This is a genomic window from Aeromicrobium sp. CF4.19 (genome assembly GCF_051262555.1).
Classification (GTDB): Bacteria; Actinomycetota; Actinomycetes; order Propionibacteriales; family Nocardioidaceae; genus Aeromicrobium.
In genome coordinates, this window is sequence record NZ_JBIMEU010000003.1 from 88,924 (window position 1) to 108,290 (window position 19,367).

19 protein-coding genes are annotated in these 19,367 nt (G+C 70.3%); 13 read left to right on the top strand and 6 right to left on the bottom strand.

The features are described from left to right. Window positions 1-127: 127 nt before the first annotated feature. From ACHAAC_RS08060 to ACHAAC_RS08105, 10 genes are all read left to right on the top strand, one after another. Complete coding sequence (locus ACHAAC_RS08060; protein ID WP_435715609.1) at window positions 128-1,186, top strand: hypothetical protein; 1,059 nt, start codon at window positions 128-130, stop codon at window positions 1,184-1,186. 1 nt (window position 1,187) lies between these two features. Then, window positions 1,188-1,892: a hypothetical protein gene (locus ACHAAC_RS08065; RefSeq protein ID WP_435715610.1), complete on the top strand. Its 705-nt coding sequence runs from the start codon at window positions 1,188-1,190 to the stop codon at window positions 1,890-1,892. Between the two features lie 80 nt (window positions 1,893-1,972). After that, window positions 1,973-2,674, top strand: coding sequence for a hypothetical protein (locus tag ACHAAC_RS08070; RefSeq protein WP_435715611.1), 702 nt, complete (start codon window positions 1,973-1,975; stop codon window positions 2,672-2,674). A gap of 107 nt (window positions 2,675-2,781) precedes the next feature. Continuing rightward, window positions 2,782-3,420 carry a hypothetical protein gene (locus ACHAAC_RS08075; RefSeq protein ID WP_435715612.1) on the top strand — a complete coding sequence of 213 codons (639 nt, stop codon included), beginning with the start codon at window positions 2,782-2,784 and terminating at the stop codon, window positions 3,418-3,420. Window positions 3,421-3,607: 187 nt separating this feature from the next. Continuing rightward, on the top strand, window positions 3,608-3,856 hold the full coding sequence (locus ACHAAC_RS08080; RefSeq protein ID WP_435715613.1) for a helix-turn-helix domain-containing protein: 249 nt from the start codon (window positions 3,608-3,610) through the stop codon (window positions 3,854-3,856). Between the two features lie 183 nt (window positions 3,857-4,039). After that, window positions 4,040-4,327 (top strand): helix-turn-helix domain-containing protein, encoded by a 288-nt coding sequence (locus ACHAAC_RS08085; RefSeq protein WP_435715614.1) that lies wholly within the window; start codon window positions 4,040-4,042, stop codon window positions 4,325-4,327. A 279-nt stretch (window positions 4,328-4,606) separates the two neighbouring features. Then, window positions 4,607-5,854, top strand: a complete 1,248-nt coding sequence (locus tag ACHAAC_RS08090; protein ID WP_435715615.1) for a PucR family transcriptional regulator — start codon at window positions 4,607-4,609, stop codon at window positions 5,852-5,854. Beyond that, on the top strand, window positions 5,851-7,353 hold the full coding sequence (locus tag ACHAAC_RS08095; RefSeq protein WP_435715616.1) for an HAD family hydrolase: 1,503 nt from the start codon (window positions 5,851-5,853) through the stop codon (window positions 7,351-7,353). The genes ACHAAC_RS08090 and ACHAAC_RS08095 overlap by 4 nt, the downstream gene beginning before the upstream one ends. A 420-nt stretch (window positions 7,354-7,773) precedes the next feature. Further along, window positions 7,774-9,210, top strand: coding sequence for a hypothetical protein (locus ACHAAC_RS08100; RefSeq protein ID WP_435715617.1), 1,437 nt, complete (start codon window positions 7,774-7,776; stop codon window positions 9,208-9,210). A 32-nt stretch (window positions 9,211-9,242) separates the two neighbouring features. Further along, window positions 9,243-10,493, top strand: a complete 1,251-nt coding sequence (locus ACHAAC_RS08105) for an ATP-binding protein (protein WP_435715618.1) — start codon at window positions 9,243-9,245, stop codon at window positions 10,491-10,493. A 272-nt stretch (window positions 10,494-10,765) separates the two neighbouring features. Here ACHAAC_RS08105 and vapC read toward each other — a convergent pair whose 3' ends face one another. The 3 genes from vapC to ACHAAC_RS08120 all read right to left on the bottom strand — a co-directional run bounded on the left by vapC (window position 10,766) and on the right by ACHAAC_RS08120 (window position 14,026). Continuing rightward, window positions 10,766-11,176, bottom strand: coding sequence for a type II toxin-antitoxin system VapC family toxin (gene vapC / locus ACHAAC_RS08110; RefSeq protein WP_435715619.1), 411 nt, complete (start codon window positions 11,174-11,176; stop codon window positions 10,766-10,768). Next, on the bottom strand, window positions 11,173-11,385 hold the full coding sequence (locus ACHAAC_RS08115) for a type II toxin-antitoxin system VapB family antitoxin (protein WP_435715620.1): 213 nt from the start codon (window positions 11,383-11,385) through the stop codon (window positions 11,173-11,175). The genes vapC and ACHAAC_RS08115 overlap by 4 nt, the downstream gene beginning before the upstream one ends. 220 nt (window positions 11,386-11,605) lie before the next feature. Further along, the gene (locus ACHAAC_RS08120; RefSeq protein ID WP_435715621.1) at window positions 11,606-14,026 is read right to left on the bottom strand and encodes an AAA family ATPase; all 2,421 of its coding nucleotides are present in this window, start codon (window positions 14,024-14,026) and stop codon (window positions 11,606-11,608) included. Window positions 14,027-14,407: 381 nt separating this feature from the next. On the opposite strand from ACHAAC_RS08120, the gene ACHAAC_RS08125 reads away from it, so the two are divergent. Continuing rightward, on the top strand, window positions 14,408-15,409 hold the full coding sequence (locus ACHAAC_RS08125; protein WP_435715622.1) for a DUF222 domain-containing protein: 1,002 nt from the start codon (window positions 14,408-14,410) through the stop codon (window positions 15,407-15,409). A gap of 16 nt (window positions 15,410-15,425) precedes the next feature. On the opposite strand, the gene gdhA is transcribed toward ACHAAC_RS08125, so the two are convergent. Continuing rightward, entirely contained in the window at window positions 15,426-16,763 is a 1,338-nt protein-coding gene (gdhA, locus tag ACHAAC_RS08130) for an NADP-specific glutamate dehydrogenase (RefSeq protein ID WP_435715970.1), read from the bottom strand. Window positions 16,764-16,888: 125 nt separating this feature from the next. On the opposite strand from gdhA, the gene ACHAAC_RS08135 reads away from it, so the two are divergent. Continuing rightward, on the top strand, window positions 16,889-17,203 hold the full coding sequence (locus ACHAAC_RS08135; RefSeq protein ID WP_435715623.1) for a helix-turn-helix domain-containing protein: 315 nt from the start codon (window positions 16,889-16,891) through the stop codon (window positions 17,201-17,203). Further along, complete coding sequence (locus ACHAAC_RS08140; protein WP_435715624.1) at window positions 17,196-17,783, top strand: nucleotidyl transferase AbiEii/AbiGii toxin family protein; 588 nt, start codon at window positions 17,196-17,198, stop codon at window positions 17,781-17,783. Before ACHAAC_RS08135 ends, ACHAAC_RS08140 begins: the two co-directional genes overlap by 8 nt. Before the next feature lie 6 nt (window positions 17,784-17,789). On the opposite strand, the gene ACHAAC_RS08145 is transcribed toward ACHAAC_RS08140, so the two are convergent. Next, complete coding sequence (locus ACHAAC_RS08145; protein WP_435715625.1) at window positions 17,790-18,182, bottom strand: heat shock protein transcriptional repressor HspR; 393 nt, start codon at window positions 18,180-18,182, stop codon at window positions 17,790-17,792. Window position 18,183: 1 nt separating this feature from the next. Continuing rightward, complete coding sequence (gene dnaJ, locus ACHAAC_RS08150; RefSeq protein ID WP_435715626.1) at window positions 18,184-19,338, bottom strand: molecular chaperone DnaJ; 1,155 nt, start codon at window positions 19,336-19,338, stop codon at window positions 18,184-18,186. Window positions 19,339-19,367: the final 29 nt, after the last annotated feature.

Below are 19,367 nucleotides of genomic sequence, written 5' to 3' on the forward strand. Positions count from 1 at the left end.
CGTAATCTGGGTCACGTCCGGTTGAAAATGAGGCGTTGTGCCGTCCAGATCAGACGATCATCCCATTTCGGGTCCGGGGAGCCGACGATGCTTGACCCCTCCTGTGACCTGAGGCACATTCCGATCCATGGACCGCGACCCCCAGCCACGCCGCCTCGGACGCGCCACCAGCCGCCTGGCCGCAGCCGCCGTGCTGCTGCTCTCCTTCGGCGTGCTGCAGTCCAGCGCGGAGACCGGCATCCCCGAGCACCCGAACTTTCCAGGTCAGGGTCTGCCGGACCACCGGGCGGCAGGCGTCGGCGGACAGTACGTCGCACCTCAGGTCCGCGGGAACAACTACGTGTCTGCCGCAAAACAGTGGGTTAGTGTTCCCACCATTCCGACCGCCGCCTACCTCAGGAACACGCGGGAGACCGCTGAACAGTTCGACCCCACGTGCCTGCGCCTGGATGGGCAGTCCAATCGGAAGTCATGGCAAGCGAACGTCGTCCTGCTGAACTCCGCCGCTGACCCGGAGGCACCCAACCGATTCGGAGCCACTCGGGACTTTGACGTCCGGACGGTGGCCTTCGGCGCCATCCCCGTCGAAGCCACCATCGCGCTGGAGCAGCCCAGAGACTCCGCAGGTGTCGTGGTCCCCGCGGACTTCGAGATCACCTCTGGCGAGTATTGCCCTGGGTATGGGCCGTTCCCCACACGGCCGCCGGGCGGGCCTACAGGCAACACTTTCGCCAACGCCGCCACCATCGACGGGGAGGTCCGCACCAGCGTGAGGTCATTGCACATCGACGGCGTCCCGGTCGAAGTAAGCGATTCGTGCGGAGCCGAAGGGGCACAGCTCGAGGTCACCAGCACGCCATACATCCGATGGGATCCGTCGATCACTCCGGAAGAACAGCCAACCCGGCCCAACTTCACGACGACTCCGTACTACAACCCAGCCGTCGGTGGACGACTCTTCGGCACCGTGGACATCCCCGCTTTCAGCGGCTGTCTCACCGCAACGGGGGACGACCTCTCCCCCTTGCTCACCTCCGCCGTGTCCGGACCAGGCAACCCGCTCGAGATGAGGAGCGAGGGCCTCGAGGGCAGTGAGAACTTCGTCCAATGTCCGTGGTCCGGCAACTGCCCCGAACGGATCCCTGACATTCCCGTCCCGACCACTCCACCAGCCACGGAGGACTGACATGTTGCGCCTGACCCGACGCACCAGCATCGCACCCATGCTCGCAGCAGCCTTCGTGCTGGCCCTGGCGCCGGCGGCCGTGGCGGCGCACACCACCATCACCGTCGGAGGCGCAGCCACACCCGACGGGCCCGTGCCGATCACCGCGGCCAACACGAGCACCGTGACCTTCGAGTCGAACTTCGGTGTCGAGACCAACTGCGACACCATGTCCACCGAGGGCGAGATCCTGCGCGGCGCCCCGGTCACGATCGGGGCCCGCATCGGCGAGATCACCAACCTCTCGAGCGTCAACTGCACGAAGTCGTCCCTCAATTTGCCCGTCGTCTTTCACAGCCAGCCCGGCGACATCGTCGTTCGCGCTCATCCGGCGAGCCCCGGGGACCCGATCCCGGTCACCATCGAGAACATCGCCTGGAAGCTGCACTCGACCGGCGGGCAACCCTGGGCCTGCGAGATCTTCCTCGACGGGTCCGTCGACGCCACCCTCACCCCGGCCACCGGCGGCGTCGACGCCGAGCTCTCACTCGCCAGCAGCGGCCAGGACCTCGACCTCACCACCGGCGACGGGTTCGGCAACCGGCAGACCACTCCGGGATCGCAGTCGTGCGGCGGCTGGTGGTACGAGCCCGGGGACGTCGCCGGACCGCTCGGTGGCGACTTCGACGTCAGCACCAATGGCGCGGGGGCGATCTCCCACGGCTGACACCCATGGTTTTCCCACCCGAGGGAGGGCGGGAGCGTCGTACGAATCGTTCGTGCGACACAGCACAGAGAGGAAACACCATGCACACCATCAAGAGAACGACCGCTGTCGCCGCCGGCGCCGGCCTGATGCTGCTGGCGGGGACGGGGACGGCGTTCGCCAACCACACCAACGTCACCGTCGGCGGCAGCGACAGCCCAGCCGGGCCGGTGGACGTCACCGGCACCAACACCAGCACGATCTCGTTCGAGACCAACTTCGGCGTCGAGCTGAACTGTGACAGCTCCGACATCACGGGCAACGTGCTGCGGGGCGCCTCGGTGGCCGTCGGCACCAAGGTCGGCGAGATCACCAACCTGGAGTTCACCGACTGCACGGCCACCAGCCTCGACCTGCCGGTGGTCGTCACGATGAGCGCGGGCGACTTCGTCGTCAGCGGGCACCCCGCCAACGCCGGGGACCCGGTGCCGGTGACCATCGACAACGTGGCCGCCCACGTGTACTCCACCGGTTCACAGCCGTGGGCGTGTGAGATGTATGCCGACGGGTCGGTGGACGCCACCATCAATCCGGGCTCGACGTCCGGCCCTGACGGCGAGGTGTCCCTGGCCTCCAGCGGCGACGACCTCGACATCACCACGGGCGACGGGTTCGGCAACCGCCAGACCACGCCCGGCTCGCCGTCCTGCGGTGGCCAGGTGGAGACCGGAGACCTCGCCGGACCGCTGGGAGGTGACTTCGACCTCGACACCGACGGTGAGGGAGCGATCAGCCACGGCTGACCCCTGCCGCTGACCCCCAATACGTCGTGGGCCGAGCGCATGCAGCGCGCTCGGCCCACGACCCTCACCACCGTAGCCACACCACCCCCAACCGAAAGGCCACTTCCATGAAGACCCTCACCACACGCCGGCGCGCGCGCTGGGGCACCAGCCTCGCGGCCCTCGGCTCCGCACTCGCCATGACGTTCGCGGCCGCCCCGGCGAACGCCGCGACGATCGACGTCGACTACGACGTCAACGGCAATACCACCATCGCGTCCACCGGCTCCAACATCACGCTGGGCCCGGCCGTCCTGAACTCCTTCGTCGAGGCCGACGGGCAGTTCACCGGCAGCATGGCGCTGCCCGGCACCCGCACCGAGTTCGAGGTGGCGGGATTCATCCCTGTGACGGCGGACGTGAACTTCGAGCCCACGGGTCCGACCACCGGCACGCTCACGCGGGCGGGCCGGCAGAACGTGCTCGAGTCCACCTCGGGCTACTACGTGCGGCTGAGCAACATCAAGGCGAGCATCTTCCCGCTGTTCGCCGGGTCGCAGTGCCGCACGGCCGAGCCGGTGAGCATCGACGCTGACACCCCCGAGGGCGAGTTCTTCGACATCGCCACCGGTGGACGCCTGGTCGGTGAGTACAGCCTCGGAGACTTCGAGAACTGTGGCCTCAACACCTGGCTGATCAACCTGCTCGTCCCCGGTGACGGCAACACGATCGAGCTGGACCTCACCGACGGTCGCATCGCCGACTGACGACACCAACCCCCAGCTCGGCCCCGCGCAACCAGCGCGGGGCCGAACTGCGTCGCGCGGGATGCTGGGCCTTGCAGCCACCCAGCATCCCGCAAGGCCAAACTAGTTGGCCAGAAGCGTCCCGTCCCGACAATTGCCCAATATTCTGGGCTGACTTTGTTGTGTCCGCAAGGACAGGCTCAGGTGCGTGCCCGATCACTCCCCTCCCCACGATTGGGAGGAGAGTTCGCACGAGCTGGGGCAACGCCTGCTGCACCGGCGCGAGGCTCTCGGCTTGAGCCAGGAGAGGCTCGCGTCCCTCGCCGGCATCAGCCGCAACCAGATCTACAACATCGAGAAGAGCCACAACTCCCCGAGCATGGACACCCTGTGGTCGATCGCGGCGGTTCTGGAGATCTCGGCGTCGGAGCTGATCAACGACCTCGGCCGCTCCTGACATTCCTCCGTTGATCGGAGCGGCGCTCTCCGTTCGGTCCGATGGGTCGGGCTCGACCCACCTGCCGCACAGTGTCCGAGGGGACCCCTAGCGTGATCCGTACGCACCTGACCGGTGCCCTTCGTACCCAATGCCCAACATGTTGGGCTGACTTTGTTGTGCCCCAGCACAAGGCTCGGACGCATGACGACGGCCGACCCGCGGGATCGCTTGCGCGATGTCTCGGCCGCGCTCGGCCAGCGCGTCAGGTCCCGCCGCGTGAGCCTCGGCCTCACCCAGGAGGAGCTGGCGCACCGCAGCGGACTCAGCCGCAACCAGGTGCAGAACTTGGAGAACAACCGCAACAACGCCCGTGACGCCGATGGCCGCACGGGCCCGGCCAACCCTCGCTTCGACACCCTGTGGTCCGTGTCCGAGGCCCTGGAAGTCACCGTCTCCGACCTCCTGCAGGGCCTCGACGACTCAGAGTGACGCTGACGCTCCCGCGCGCAAGACGCCGGGTTCGCGGGCACCAGCCCCGAACCAGTCGGAAAGACCAGGGCTTGCCCCGCGACACTCTCAACCCTGCCGCCACGGGTCACGTCATACGGACGTACGACCCCGCGCCGAACTCGCACATGGCCGCCCCGAACACCGCACCATGGCCGGTGGGTCCTTTTTTGAGGACGTGACCCCACCCATCGGCATACTGTGAGGCAGGGCACATTGGTGAGCCGGGGAGACCATGAGCGACCTTCCGACGAACGACGGATGCAGGACGCCGTGAGCGCGCTGCGCGACGAGCTCGGCCCGTCGACGTCGACGGCCCACCTGGTCCGGACGTTCCGGCCCCGGCTCCCCGCCCTCGTGCAGGCCATCACCGCCAAGATCCAGTCCGACGTCACCGCCTACGCCGGCCGCTCCACCGGCCGTCGGCGCAAGCTCATCGACATGGCGGTGGCAGGGGCCATCGAGCACTTCCTCGAGCTCGTCCAGGACCCCAACGCCTCGAGCCGGCGCGTCGATGAGCTGTTTCGCCGGATGGGGCACGGCGAGGCCACGGACGGTCGTACTCTCGACGCCATGCAGACCTCACTGCACATCGCCACCAAGGACGCCTGGCGCGAGATCGGCACCGTGGCCGTGCAGCACGGCATCGACGCACAGGCACTGGGGATGCTCGGGAACCTGCTGTTCGACTACATCGACCACCTCTCCACCCAGGCCGCCGAAGGCCACGCCGGCGGACGCGACGCCGTGCAGCGCGACCGCGGCTCGGCCCGCTCCCAGCTGCTGGAGGAGCTGCTCGCCGGAGCACCGCCCCGCGAGCTCCAGTCGCGCGCGGCCACCGCCGTCTGGCCCCTGCCCCGCCAGCTGGTGATCATGACCGTTCTCGGCGCCGACGAGACCGACCTCCCCGTTCTCGATGACCTGCCGGCGACCTGCCTGACCCGTACGTCCAGCGTCCCGGCCGTCGTGATCTGTCCCGCCGAGGCCGCGCCCGGCGTCATCGATGCCGTGACCCGGCGGAACCCGGACGCACGATGCGGCATCAGCTGGGCCGTGCGCCCGGACCAGGCGCCCGATGCGTCGCGCTGGGCCGAACGAGTCCTGCTGCTGGCCGACGCGGGCGTGGTGCCTGACCAGCCGGTTCTGCACTGCACCGAGCACCGGACCCAGCTGTGGCTGCACTCCGAGCCCGCCCTGCGGCAACGGCTGTGCCAGGACCTCCTGAGCCCACTGCTGGCCGAGACCCCCAACTCCCGCGAGATCCTCTCCGAGACACTGTTGTGCTGGCTGGAGACGCGCGAGAGCGCACCCGCCATCGCCGCGACGCTCGGCGTCCACCCGCAGACCATCCGCTACCGCTGGAAGCGCATCAACGAGATCTTCGGCGAGACCCTGCACGAACCGGAGTTCATCGTCCAGATCACCATGGTGCTCAAGGCCAGCGTCCCGCTCTGGAAGTCCGGTGATCAGAGCGACTTCGAGCGCTACCGCGGCGAAGATCCGCCGTGAGCGACGCGCCAGCCTCCCCCACCCCCACGCTGCCCGTCCTGTCGATGGTGCGGGTGCTGGGCGCCACCGCCGTCACGGTGGCGCTCACCGTCATGACGCTCGTGCCCGGCTGGCGCGTCCCCCACTGGGAGTGGGTTGCTCTCTCGGTGGTCATCGCCCTGGCGGCCTGCGCGGCGTGGGCCTGCACCCGGCGGCGCAGCTCCTGGCCCGTGGAGGCATGGTCGGCGTTCACGCTCGTCGCCGTCGTCGCGTGGTGCGTGGCCGGAGTCGTCGGTGAGACGACGTCAGCGCCGTTCACTCCCGCCGCGGTGACCGCGCTCGGCCTCCTGGCGGCGGGCGAGGCAGAGCGTCGCAGTGGCGTGAACACCCGAGTGCCGGCGTGGTGGCCCGCTGTCACCATCGGCAGCTGCGCCGTGGCCGCAGCGGCCTGGACCATCGCCGGCGACACGACCAGCGGGGTCACGACGGGCCTCGCTGCCCTCGTGGCGACTGCGCCCGGCACCGCCCGGCTCGCGGCTCCCCTGGCGTTGCTTCGTTCTCGCCCCAGGACGCGAGGACTCGACCTCGACGTCGGCTCGCTGGCCCCGGGCATCGCCGCCCGCCTGGACACCGTGGTGCTGCAGCAGCACGGCACCGTGACCACCGGTGATCTGCGTGTGCTGCAGGTGCAGCCCGTCGAGCCCGACCACGACCGCAACCTTCGCTGGTTCGCCGGCGCGCTGGCGCACGCCCACAACGACAGGGTCTGGCACGCGGTCGCCCGCCTGTCCGCCCGGGGCCGCCTCTCCGGCGTCGAGAACGTCCCCGGTCGAGGCATTCGCGGCTCCGTCGACCGCCACCCGGTGCGCCTCGGCTCCCCGGACTGGATCGGCCTGCCCGTCATCGAGGATCTCTGGACTCCCGTGGCCGTGGAGGTCGACGGTCGCCCGCTCGGCACTCTCGTGCTGGCGGAGGACACCCGCGAGCACGCGGCCGCCTCCGTGGCACGGCTGCGCGCTCTCGGCATCGACGTGGTGCTCGTCAGCGACGACACGCGCCCGCGCGCCGAGGCCGTGGCGCGAGCCGCTGGCCTGGAGGAGGTCCTCCTGACCGACGAGGGTGACACGGTCCGCTCCGTCGTCGACCAGCTCCGCCACGAGGGCCAGGTGGTGGCCGTCGTGTCCGACATCGCCCCGGATGCCGATCTCCGCATCGGCCCTCAGGCCGTCGGGCCAGCAGGCATCGTCACCGCCGACAACGACGTCCGTCGCGTCGTGGCCGCCATCCGCGCCGCCCGGGGTGTGGCCACAGCGACCACGCGGGCACAGAGGGTCGCCGTCGTCGCCGCGCTGATCGGGGTGTCCGTGGTGGGTGCCGGGCTCGCCGGCCCGCTCCTTGCCTGCGCCTGGGCGATCATCGCCGCACTGGCCGTGGGCGTCGCCGCCGCACCCGCCGGGACAGATCAGACGGACGTCCGAGAACAGCCCACCGACACTGACGGAGCGCCTCCGCGCGCCTAGGCTCCTCAGGGGAGAGGTGGCGCCCCTGTTCGCCGCTCCTCCCCTTCGCGGGCGCGCTCCCACTCCCCCCTGCGCCCCGCCGGCGCTGGCCCAGCCTCGGGGCCGGGCCAGCGCCTCCACCGCCCCTCCCGCGGGCCCGCCATGGATCCATCCGCCGACGGGCCAGGAGCACTCGCTCCCACCCCCCCGCCACCATCACCCACTGGCGGCCAGCGGGTCACGGCGCAACTCCGCCCTGCTCACGTGACCAGTCGCCCTCCTGAGGTCCGAGAGACGTACCCGTTCGAGACGTCGAACTGACCGGGAGTGTCAGTGCTGCCCGGCATGGTGAAGACGTGACGTGATCGGCGATCGCTCCGGACAGCGTCACCGACGGTAAGACAGGGAGGTGTGCGGCGCGTGGAGAGGTTGCTCGATGTTGTGACCACGCCCTACCGATGGGGCCACGGTCGGATGGCGGAGAGCGGGTCCGCCCTGGAGGTCGCCCTGACGACATGGGTGCTGGGGACTGTGCTCATCATCGTCGGCCTGGGAGTGCTCGCGCTCACCGTCTTCCTCTGCTGCGACGCGGCCTCGCGGTTCATCGACCACACCTTCAGCCGCGCGGCGCAGGGCGCGGGCACAGACCGCCTGCGCACCCTCGCCACCCAGCACGCCACGTGGACGCGAGGAGTCACGATGATCCGTCGGCTCACCAGGATCTTCACTCCATGGCAGTCTCGCGCTGGTGAACCGGGACTGTGTGAGGCTGAACGACCTGGCGCACGGCGCTGGCGCCACGTCGCACAGCTGCTCGCTGGTGCGGCATCCGTGCCCCGCGCGGCCACCGGCCTCGTCCGAGTCGTCCTCTCTTCTCTCGGCCTGCTCAGCGTGGCGGCCACCTGGTGGGTCCTGGGAGCGCCGGGCGCTCACTGGGTACTCGATCGCCGTCCCCACTGGATCGACGTCGACGTGGGTGCATGGCTCGGCTGGACTGCCGCCATCGTGTCGATCAGCGGCTTCGTGCTCGTGCGGCTCACCTCCCGACGGCGCCGGGCGCTGGCCGAGTGGCGTCGCCAGGAGACCATGCGGACCACCGACCACCTGCAGCAGCGTCAGACGGCTACCCTCGCCGCCGTCACCGCCACCCACAAGGCACTCGACATCGCTCTGTGGCGCTGGCGCGTGCGGCTGAACCGTCGCCGCCACGACATCGACGAGCAGATCCGCGTCCTCACCACGGAGCTGCACGAGGAGCTGGGACTCTCCCGACCGCGCTCCAGCTGGTGGCCCCGGGCCAGTGACAGCACCTTCGGCGCTGAACACCAGCGGCAGCAGGATGCCACGATCGTCGAGGCCACAGAGACACTGACGCAACTCCACCGACTGTGCGAGTGCGACGGACTCACGGCAGAGCGGTTCCGTCGCTGGACAGGGCGCAGGGTGAAGCGCAGCGCCGGACAGGTCGACGCCCGTTTCGACACCGCATCCGTGACGGGCGCTCTCACCGCCGGGCCGTCTGAGCCCACGGCCTGGCTCACTCCGCTGCGGTACTTCATCGACGCCACCTCCCCACCCGACGAGGTGCTCGCCCGCGCAGAGCAGGCATGGACGCAGGAGCGGGACGAGCTGCTCAGCGATGCCGCCGGCCACGCCAACCGGACTTTGTGGAGAGGCTGGTGCGGGTGGGCCGACCTCGATCACAACACGCGGGTGATCGAGCAGGAACTGAGACGATCAGCATCATGGGCCGACTCGCCGACCGCCTCCTCGCGCCGTGATCCGCGCATGTTCACCCGCACGAGCACCACGCTGTCTACACGGGGACCGGACGGGGTGATGCGGCAGAAGGAAGCGTCAAGTGCCTGCTCAAGGTAGCGTATATGTCCTGCCGAGGGTAGCGTACATTCATGACGTACGTTGCTCGGACAGTAGACATCGAGTTGGACGATCTCCTCGACCTCGCACCGGCCATTGCGCTCGACGGACCCAAGGGCGTCGGCAAGACCGCCACGGCGTCGCGGCGTGCGACCGCGAGCTGGCAGCTGGACGACCCGGCACAGCGCTCGCTGCTCGAGGCCGACCCGGAGTTCCGCGACGCCCCCGCCGGGACGCTCCTGCTCGACGAGTGGCAGCGACTGCCGGAGACCTGGGACTCGGTGCGGCGTCGGGTCGACGAAGGAGCCCCACCCGGACGCTTTCTGCTCACCGGCAGCGCCAGCCCCGGCCCGGGGGTGGACACCCACAGCGGAGCCGGGCGCATCCTCTCGCTGCGCATGCGGCCCCTTGCCCTGCACGAACGCGAGCTGGCCACACCGACGGTCAGCCTGCAGGCCCTGCTCGCCGGCACTGCAGGAATGATCGACGGCAGCACCTCGCTGACAGCGGGGGACTACCTGCGTGCCATCGAGAGGAGCGGCTTCCCCGGGATTCACGGACAGCCCGATCGCCTCCGACGTGGCCTGCTCGATGCCTACCTTCAGCGAGTCATCGATCGCGACCTGCCGGACCTCGGCTTCGCCGTGCGTCGACCGGAGACCCTGCGCCGCTGGCTCGCCGCCTACGCCGCCGCCACCTCCACCACCACGTCCTACTCACGCATCCTCGACGCCACCACGTCCGGCGACGGCTCGCAGCCGGCCAAGACCACCACCATCACCTACCGCGACCAGCTCTCCCGGCTCTGGCTGCTCGACCCAGTGCCCGGCTGGAGCCCGAGCCGCAACCCCATCGCAAGGCTGCAGCAGGCGCCCAAGCACCAGCTGGCCGACCCGGCCCTGGCGGCCCGCCTCCTCAACCTGTCCGCACCGGCGCTGGCCAGCGCGTCCGGCGCCGCCATGGCCGGGCCACTGTTCGAGTCACTCGCCGCCCTCGGCGTCCGCGTCGCCGCGCAGGCCGCCGAGGCACGCGTCGGGCACCTCCGCACCCGCAACGGGGACCACGAGGTCGACCTCGTGGTCGAAGGACCCGACGGACAGGTGCTCGGCATCGAGGTGAAGCTCGCCGCGTCCGTCCACGACGGCGATGTCCGCCACCTGCTGTGGCTCCGCGACCAGCTCCCGGACCAGGTCGTGGATCTACTGGTCCTCACCACCGGCCGTCAGGCCTACCGGCGTCGCGACGGGGTAGTCGTCGTCCCCCTTGCACTGCTCGGCGCCTGACCACACCACACGGACGATCCGAGCGCCAGGCGTCGCCGTGGACTGCGCGCCGATGCTGACTTCGTCATCGAAGCCGGTCTGCCCGAGCCGGCGGTGTTCGACTCAGCGGCTCGGGGCGACGACAACCCCGGCTCCGACCTGGACTACCGCAGCGTCATGTCGGACCCGAGTGAGGCTTCACCCACGAGCTCGCAGGCATGCGGACGCCAGGTGGTGCGCCGCGGCATGATCACACTTCTCCTTCACTCATGCTGCCCAGCCCGCTGCTGAGTTCATGCTCGAAGCGATGCGCCATCCATCTCGATTCCGATGACCTGAGCGACACGATCCATGTCGAGGTCCCAGGAAAGCAGCGCTGTTCCGCAACGAAACGCAACGGCCACGATCGCGCAGTCGACCAAGCCACGAGGTGTGACCCCGGCTTGTCGACACCGACGGTAGATCCGCGCGGCGGCGTCGAAATCGGCCACCGGATCAAAGGGAACGAGCTCGAAGCGCAGCAGCAAGCGCCGCAGATCGTTCTCCCGCGCGTCGCTGCGTGCCCCGGCCAGCACCTCCATCAGCACCGGCTCAGTGACCATCAGCGGCCCGGCGGTGTCAATCAGCTCGGCAAGGCGTTGGTCCGCTGCGCTGCCCGTGGCGCTGTCGTACTCGACCCAAGCCGAGGTGTCGGCCAGGATCACGCCGCGCCACGGGGAGCGGCATCGAACGGGACCTCATCCATCGCACCGGCGCCCCGCATCGCCAGCGCCTGCTCGCGCGTCATCGGCTGCCCAGCGAGATGTCGCAACGCCAGGTCAACGGCCTCGGTCTTGGTGTGGATCCCATAGCGGTCCATGATCGTTCGAAGGAAGCTGTCCTCGATCTCGATGTTGGTTCGCACTTTCGACATACACCTATCGTACACGTAGCGTGTATATCATGCGCCTCGCCCGGTCAGGAGTGAATCCGGTGCTGGATGATCCGCTACTCCATCGGCCGCATGCGTCACCTCATCGCCCATCACGACGAAAAGGTCGATGACCGACTGGTGTTCGCGGCACGACAGCGTCGCGATCCCGACCTACTGCAGAGGATCGGTCTCGACGACTGACGTAGGGGCCCGCGATGCTCTACTCCCTACCCGCCCAGGTGAGGAACTCCTCGGCGGTCAGGACGGGCTTGTCGTACTGGCGGGCCTTGCGGGCCTTGCCCGACTGAGTGCCGGCCTCGGCGACGACAAGCACGTCACAGCGGGTCTTGGTCACCGTCTTCACGGGAGCGAGCCCGCTCCTCGCCGCGATCGCCTCCATCTCCTCCCGCTCGAGCAGCCGTCCCGCCGGGGAGAGCGCCGTGCCGGTGAAGCAGACTCGCGCCCCGGGCACGAACACCTCCTCGACGCTCACGCTCCCGGCCGCCATCGCAGCCAGAACGTCATCGACGAACCGCTCGCCCACGTAGGACTCCACCCGACGCAACCGCTCCACCAGCTCCGGCGACAGGCGGGACGCCTTGGTGGCGACGTTCGCCAGGCGTGACGTCACGGCCCGCGCCACCAGGGGCGACGGATGCTCGCCCGGCCTCACGCGCGTGCCGTCCAGCAGGAGCGCGCCGACGGCGTCACCGGCCGTGACGAGCGCCGCGAGGGTGGGCAGCCGGTCCGTGGAGGGAACGAGAAGGTCGCGGTCGCGACCCAGCAGGACGCTGGGCTCCTGCAGACCCTCGGCCGCCTCGAACGGGGTGCCCACGCCGAGATCCTGCGCCTCCCGCAGCCGCTCGAAGGCCGCCAACGCCGACCTCGCCCGCACCACCGCACGCGACGAGGCCAGTCCGGCCCTCTCCTCGACGTCGAGCAGCCGGGTCGGGACGTCGATGCCGAGCGGCATCGGCACCACCACACGCAACCGCTTGAGCTCGAAGTCGACCGTCCCGAGCAGCTCGTCCACCCCGACCCCGACCGGCGTCCAGCCCTCCAGCAGCGGCGCGAGCACCGCCCACGCCTCCGGCAGCGTCGGAGCCAGCAGGACGTCGTCGGCGCCGATGCCGTAGGCCGAGCGAGCGTCGGCGAGGTCGCGCTCGGGGTTCACGAGCGTGCTCACCGACGAGCCGTCGTCGAAGGCCACGGCGATCTCCACCGGTCGCGGCCGGGAGAACGTGCCTTCGTCGCCCACGTGGGAGACGCCCAGCGCACAGTGCCGTGCCGGTGCGGTGCCGAGCGTGGCCGCGTGCAGGAACCGCAGGACCCGCCGGTCCGTGCGCAGGTGCCGCGGCTCCACCGGGCGCTTGAGCACCAGCCCGTCCATCGACGTCGCCCGGCTCAGCGCCACGTATACCTGCCCGGTGGCAAAGACCCCGCCGGTGAGGTCGACGACGAGCCGGTCCAGCGTCTGACCCTGGCTCTTGTGGATGGTGATCGCCCACGCCAGCTTGAACGGCAGCTGCCGGTAGGTGCCCACCACCTCGCGTCGCAGCGTGCCGCCGTCGGCCACCGGCCGGGTGACCTCCCACAGGTGCGGACCCACCTCGACGACACCACCGCCCGCCAGCTCGACCGTGACGAGCGGCTCGCCCTCGTCGACCTCGACGTCGAGGATGCGCCCGAGCGTGCCGTTCACCCACCGCTCGGCTCCGTCGTTGGTGAGCATCATGACCTGCGCGCCGGGCTTGAAACGCAGCGTGGCGTCGGTGGGCGGGTCGAAGCCGGAGACGTCGCCGCTGTGCGTCGCCTCGTGCACCGTCGTCTCACCGGGCAGCGCGTCGAGCCGTTGGCGGTTGCGGGCGGTGACGATGGTGTTGGACGGCGCGAGGGTCAGCCACAGCTCGTCGGTCGGCGGCTCGAAGTCCGGGTCGACGCGGCTGTTCAGCTCGGCCATGGACTCGGCGAGCAGGACGCCGTCGCGCACCGCGTTGAGCAGGTGCGTCAGCCGCGCGTCGCCGAGCTGGCGGAAGACGGTCGTGAGCGCGACCGTCGCGAAGTGCCCCTCACCAGCTGGCACAGTGTCGAAGCTGTGCGCGGAGAAGAAGTAGGGCGTCGCGTAGTGGGTGGCGAAGAACTCCGCAGCACCGTCCTCCACGACCGGTGGCAGCTGGAGCAGGTCACCGACGAGCACCACCTGCACGCCACCGAACGGCTCACCGGGCCGAGGCCCGTAGCGACGCAGCGCCGCCTCCACCATGTCCAGGACGTCGGCGCGCACCATCGACGCCTCGTCGACGACGAGCGTCTGCAGGCCCTTGATGCTGCGCGTGAACCGACCCGGCCGGTAGTCCCCGTCGCGCACGTCCTGCAGCGTCGTCGTGGCGCGGAAGCCGAACAACCGGTGGATCGTGTAGCCGTCGACGTTGAGCGCCGCGATGCCCGTCGGCGCTGCCACCACCACCCGCCGTTCGGTGGAGGCCATGAAGTGCCTGATCAGCGTGGACTTGCCGGTCCCCGCCTTGCCGGTGAGGAAGAGGTGCTGCCCGGCGTCGAGGACGTCCAGGGCGCGACCGAACTCCTCGGTGATCTGGATCGTCGGCATCGGGTCCTCGGGGTCGGTGCGCTGCGGCGGCATGGCTGCGGGGGGACGTCCGACGATCCCATCACGCCGCGGGGCCACCGGGCCCGGCATGCGACATTCGCTCGACCGGGGCATGGACTCTGCTCACAATCGCTGCTATGATCGATTGTATGACCGGACGAGACGCTCTCCTCGATCGCGTGGCCAGCGCCGCGCGGACGGAGAACGTCTCCGCGGCTCGAACCTCGGCGGCGATGCTCGAGGTCGTCGAGGCACGGCGCAGTGACGTCGTGGCCGCCGGCGGGAGCCCCGCTGCGGCCGAGGATGCCGCGCAGCTCGCCATGGACGAGCTCGCCCTGACTCTGCAGACGTCGGTCTCCGCGGTCCAGTCGCGCGTGCACGTCGCCGCCACCGTCCAGCACCAGTTGCCCTTGCGTGGACGCAGCCCTCCGCGAGGGTCGGCTCTGCGCCTACCGGGTCCGTCTCATCGCCGGCGCCGCGTGGCGGCTGCACGAGGACACCTCGGTCTCTTCGCTCGACGAGCACGTCGTCGCGTATGCCGAGACCCACACCCCCACCCAGCTGCGTCAGTGGTTGCGCCGCCGGATCCTGCGGCTGGAGCCGGAGCACGCCGCCCGACGCCGGGCCGAGGCCCGGGAGCAGCGGGGCATCTGGTTCAGTCACGGCGACGACGCCATGGCCATGATGCACGCGCTCATTCCCGCCGCCGAGGCCCTGCTGCTGGAACGGGAGCTGACCATCGCGGCCAAGCTCGCCCGCACCGGGCGAGCCGGCGAGACCGATGGACGCACCCTCGACCAAGCGCGCGCGGACGTGCTGGTCGACCGGCTCCTCGGCCGCGACGGCATGGTCCCCGTGGGCCGCGGCGCCTTTCACATCGGCGTGACCGTCCCGGCCGATACCCTCCTGGGCCTCGGTCACGAGCCCGGCGCCAGCGTCGACGGCCGACTCGCACTCGATCCCGCGCTCGTCCGTGAGCTCGCCACCATGACGGACACGCTCTTCAGCCGTCTGGTCACCGATCCGCTCGGCGGGGTCCTGGACACCACGGAGCTCGGCCGGTTCCCCTCCGCCCGGCTCGAGCGGGCGCTCGTCCTCATCGACGGCGTGTGCGCCTTCCCCACCTGCAACGCTCCTGCTGCCAGCTGCGACACCGACCACGTCGTCCCCCACTCCCGCGGTGGTCCCACCACCGGCCGCAACCTGGTCCACCTGTGCCGACGACATCACGGCTTCAAGACCAGGGGACAGCTCCGCACTGCGTTCGACGCCGGCGGCGGCCACCACTGGCAGCTTCCCGACGGGCCCTCGATGCGCTCACGCACGCACCTTCCCCGGTACCACCGCACCGCGACGAGGACTACGCGCGCCTTCGCGTCGCACCGTCCGACCGTCGAGGTCGACCTCGCCTGGTGAGTGGTCCCGCGGACCCTCAGACGACGCCGAGGGCGAGCATGGCGTCGGCGACCTGCGTGAAGCCGGCGATGTTGGCTCCGTCCGCGTAGTTGCCGGGCAGGTCGTACTCGTCGGCGGTCGTCAGGCACAGGGAGTGGATGTCGCGCATGATGCGCTCGAGTCGCTCCTCGGTCTCCTCGAAGGTCCACGACGCGCGCGAGGCGTTCTGCTGCATCTCCAGCGCACTCGTGGCCACCCCGCCGGCGTTGGCCGCCTTGCCGGGGCCGTACCGCACGCCGGCCTCCTGCAGCAGGTCGACCGCCTCGGGCGTCGTGGGCATGTTGGCGCCCTCCGCCACGACGCGGCACCCTGCCTTGGCCAGGCGGGTGGCAGCGTCGGCGTCGAGCTCGTTCTGCGTGGCGCACGGCAGAGCAACGTCGCACGAGACGTCCCAGATCGAGCCGTCCCTGCCCAGCTCGGCGCCGTCACGACGCTCGGCGTAGTCGGCGATGCGTCCCCGCTCCACCTCCTTGACCTCCCGCAGCAGCGCGAGGTCGATGCCCTGCTCGTCGACGACGTAGCCGGAGGAGTCCGAGCAGGCCACGACCGTGCCGCCGAGCTGGTGCACCTTCTCGATCGCGTGGATCGCCACGTTGCCCGACCCGGAGACGACCACGCGCGTGCCGTCGAAGGAGGCGCCGTCGGCCGTGAGCATCTCCTGCACGAAGAAGGCCAGGCCGTACCCGGTGGCCTCGGTACGCACCTGCGAGCCGCCCCAGCCCAGGCCCTTGCCGGTCAGCACCCCGGACTCGTAGCGGTTGGTGATGCGCTTGTACTGGCCGAAGAGGTAGCCGATCTCGCGGCCCCCGACGCCGGTGTCACCGGCGGGGACGTCGGTGTACTCGCCGATGTGGCGGTAGAGCTCGGTCATGAAGGACTGGCAGAAGCGCATGACCTCGCCGTCGGAGCAGCCCTTGGGGTCGAAGTCGCTGCCGCCCTTGCCGCCGCCGATGGGCAGGCCGGTCAGCGCGTTCTTGAAGGTCTGCTCGAAGCCCAGGAACTTGACGATGCCGAGGTAGACGCTCGGGTGGAACCGCAGCCCGCCCTTGAACGGACCGAGTGCGGAGTTGAACTCCACCCGGAAGCCGCGGTTGATCCGGACCTCACCGGCGTCGTCGACCCACGGCACCCGGAAGATGATCTGCCGCTCGGGCTCGCAGATCCGTCGGATGATGGACGCCTCCGCGTACTCGGGATGCCGGCGCACCACCAGCGCGAGGCTGTCGAAGACCTCCCGCACCGCCTGGTGGAACTCATCCTCACCCGCGTTGCGCTCCACGACGTCGTCGAACAGGTCCTGCAGCATCGCGTCCACCATCCGTTGCTCCCGTCACCTCGACCCCGAACGGCCAACCTAACGCCGGTGCACACATCGTCGGTGGCGGCCCGACCACCGGAGCAAGGCTCGCACCGATGTACTCGAAAGAGTACGATAGATCCGTGCCCGCACCCTCCCTGCTCGCCAGCCTGCTCCTGCAGAGCGGGCTCTCCAAGTCCGCCCTGTGCCGGGCGGCGGGTCTCAGTCGCGCCCTGCTCGATGACTACCTCAAGGGGCGCAAGCAGCCCTCCGTGGCGCAGCTGGACCGCATCGCCGAAGCGGCCGGACGTCGCCTGGAGATCAGCACCACACCCCTGCCCACCCCGGTACCGTCGGCCTTCGTCGAGGTGCTCGAGCTGGGCGAGCTCTTTCCGCCTCAGCCGCGCGACCCGCTGCCCGACCTCCGCCACGTCTGGAAGGGGATGGCGCGTGTCTGACAGGCTGACCAGCAGTCTGCTCTCCAAGCTGCGCGACCTGCACGTCCACCTGGACGACGCCGGGTTCGAGCACGCCGTCGGCGGGGGCATCGCGCTGGCCTTCCACGCTGCTCCCCGGTTCACCAACGACATCGACCTCAACGTCGCCGCCGACCCCACTCGCATCGATGCGCTCCTGGCCGCGCTGCCCGAGCAGGTCGTCGTGCATCCCGGCGCCGGCGCCGAGCTCCGGCGCACCGAGCAGGTGCGACTGTTCTGGCCCGACCGGGGACAGGCGACGCAGGACGGGACCCCGATCGACCTCTTCCTTCCTGCCCACCCGACCTTCCACCACCAGCTCAACGCGCGAGCCGAGCGGGTCACCCTCGGCGGGGTCGAGCTCGCCATCGTGACGGCGACCGACCTCACGATCCTCAAGGCGCTCTTCGACCGGGCCAAGGACTGGGTCGACATCGAGGCCATGCTGCAGCGCGGCACGGTCGACGTGGACGAGGTGCAGGCGTGGCTGGCCGAGCTGCTCGGGGCCGACGACAGCCGCATCGACAGGCTCCGGCGGTTGGCCGAGGACGCCTCGAGGTGAGCGGGCTCAGCGGCGGGGGCGACGCCAGAGGGTCAGGTGGCTCTGTGCCGCCAGGACCGGAAGGTTCTGCACCGTGCCCAGCGCCTGGTGGGCGGTGGCCAGCTCGGCCTGCAGCTCAGCGACCCGCTGCTGCAGTGCCGCGACCTGGGTCTCCAGCTCGATGACGCGCCGGACGCCCTCCAGACCGAGGCCCTCCGCGGTCAGCCGGGCGACGGTGCGCAGCAGCTCGACGTCGCGCAGGGAGTAGCGGCGCCCGCCACCACCGGTGCGGCCGGCCGCGACGATGCCGAGGCGGTCGTAGGTCCGCAGCGTCTGCGGGTGCAGTCCGGACAGCTCGGCGGCCACGCTGATCACGAACACCTTGGCCTCCGGCCCCGGAGGCGTGAACTCCACGGGCACGTCAGCTCACCGCCCCGAAGAGCCCCGCGCGGGGATCGATGCCACCGCGCGCCTCGCGCAGCGCCTCGACGGCCGCCCTCTGGGCGTCGCTCAGCTCGGTCGGCACCTGGACGTCGACGGTGACGAGCAGGTCGCCACGGCCACCGGTCTTGGTGGTGCCGCCCTTGGCCTTGACCCGAAAGGTCCGACCACTCGGAGTACCGGCCGGGATCTTGAGCCGGACCGGTGCACCGTCCAGCGTCGGCACCTGGATCTGGGCACCGATCGCCGCCTCGTCGAAGGCCACCGGCACCGTGATCGTGAGGTGGTCGCCCTTGCGACCGAACAGCGAGTGCGCCTCGACGTGCACGACCAGGTAGAGGTCGCCGTCGGGGGCACCCCCACTGCCGCCTCCACCCTTGCCCTTGAGCCTGATCCGTTGGCCGTCCTTGACGCCCGGCGGCACCCGTACCTGCAGCGTCCGGCTCGACGGGGACCGGCCTGAGCCCCGGCACGTCTCGCACGGGTGCTCCACGACGAGGCCTCGGCCGCGACACTTGTCGCACGGCTCGGTCATGGCGAACACGCCTCCGGAGGCGCCCGTCTGCATGCCGCTGCCCTGGCACTTGGTGCACACCTGCGGCACCGTGCCCGGCTTGGCGCCGGTGCCGTGGCACGTCACGCAGGCCTCGTCGCTGGTCATCCGCAGCGGCAGGGTGGCGCCGTCCACCGACTGCTGGAAGGTGATCGTGGCCTCGGTCTCCAGGTCGTCACCGCGACGCCCCGCCGACTGACGGCCGCGGGCACGACCCCGAGCGCCCCCGCCACCGAAGATGCCGCCCAGCAGGTCGCCGAGGTCGAAGTCGACCCCGGGGCCGCCGGGCTGGCCGGGCGCGCCGCCACCGGGCTGGCCCCCACCGAAGCCGCCACCCTTGAACTGGCCGAACAGCGTGCGCTGCTCGTCGTACTCCTTGCGCTTGTCGGCGTTGGAGAGCACGGCGTAGGCCTCCGAGACCTCCTTGAAGCGGTCCTCGGCGGCCTTGTTGCCCGGGTTGGAGTCGGGGTGGTTGTCACGGGCGAGCGTGCGATAGGCCTTCTTGATGTCGGCCGCCGACGCGGTCTTGGCCACGCCGAGCGTCGCGTAGAAGTCCTTCGTGGACCAGTCGCTCGCGCTCATCGCTCTCACCCCTTCCTGTGGCGGTTCGG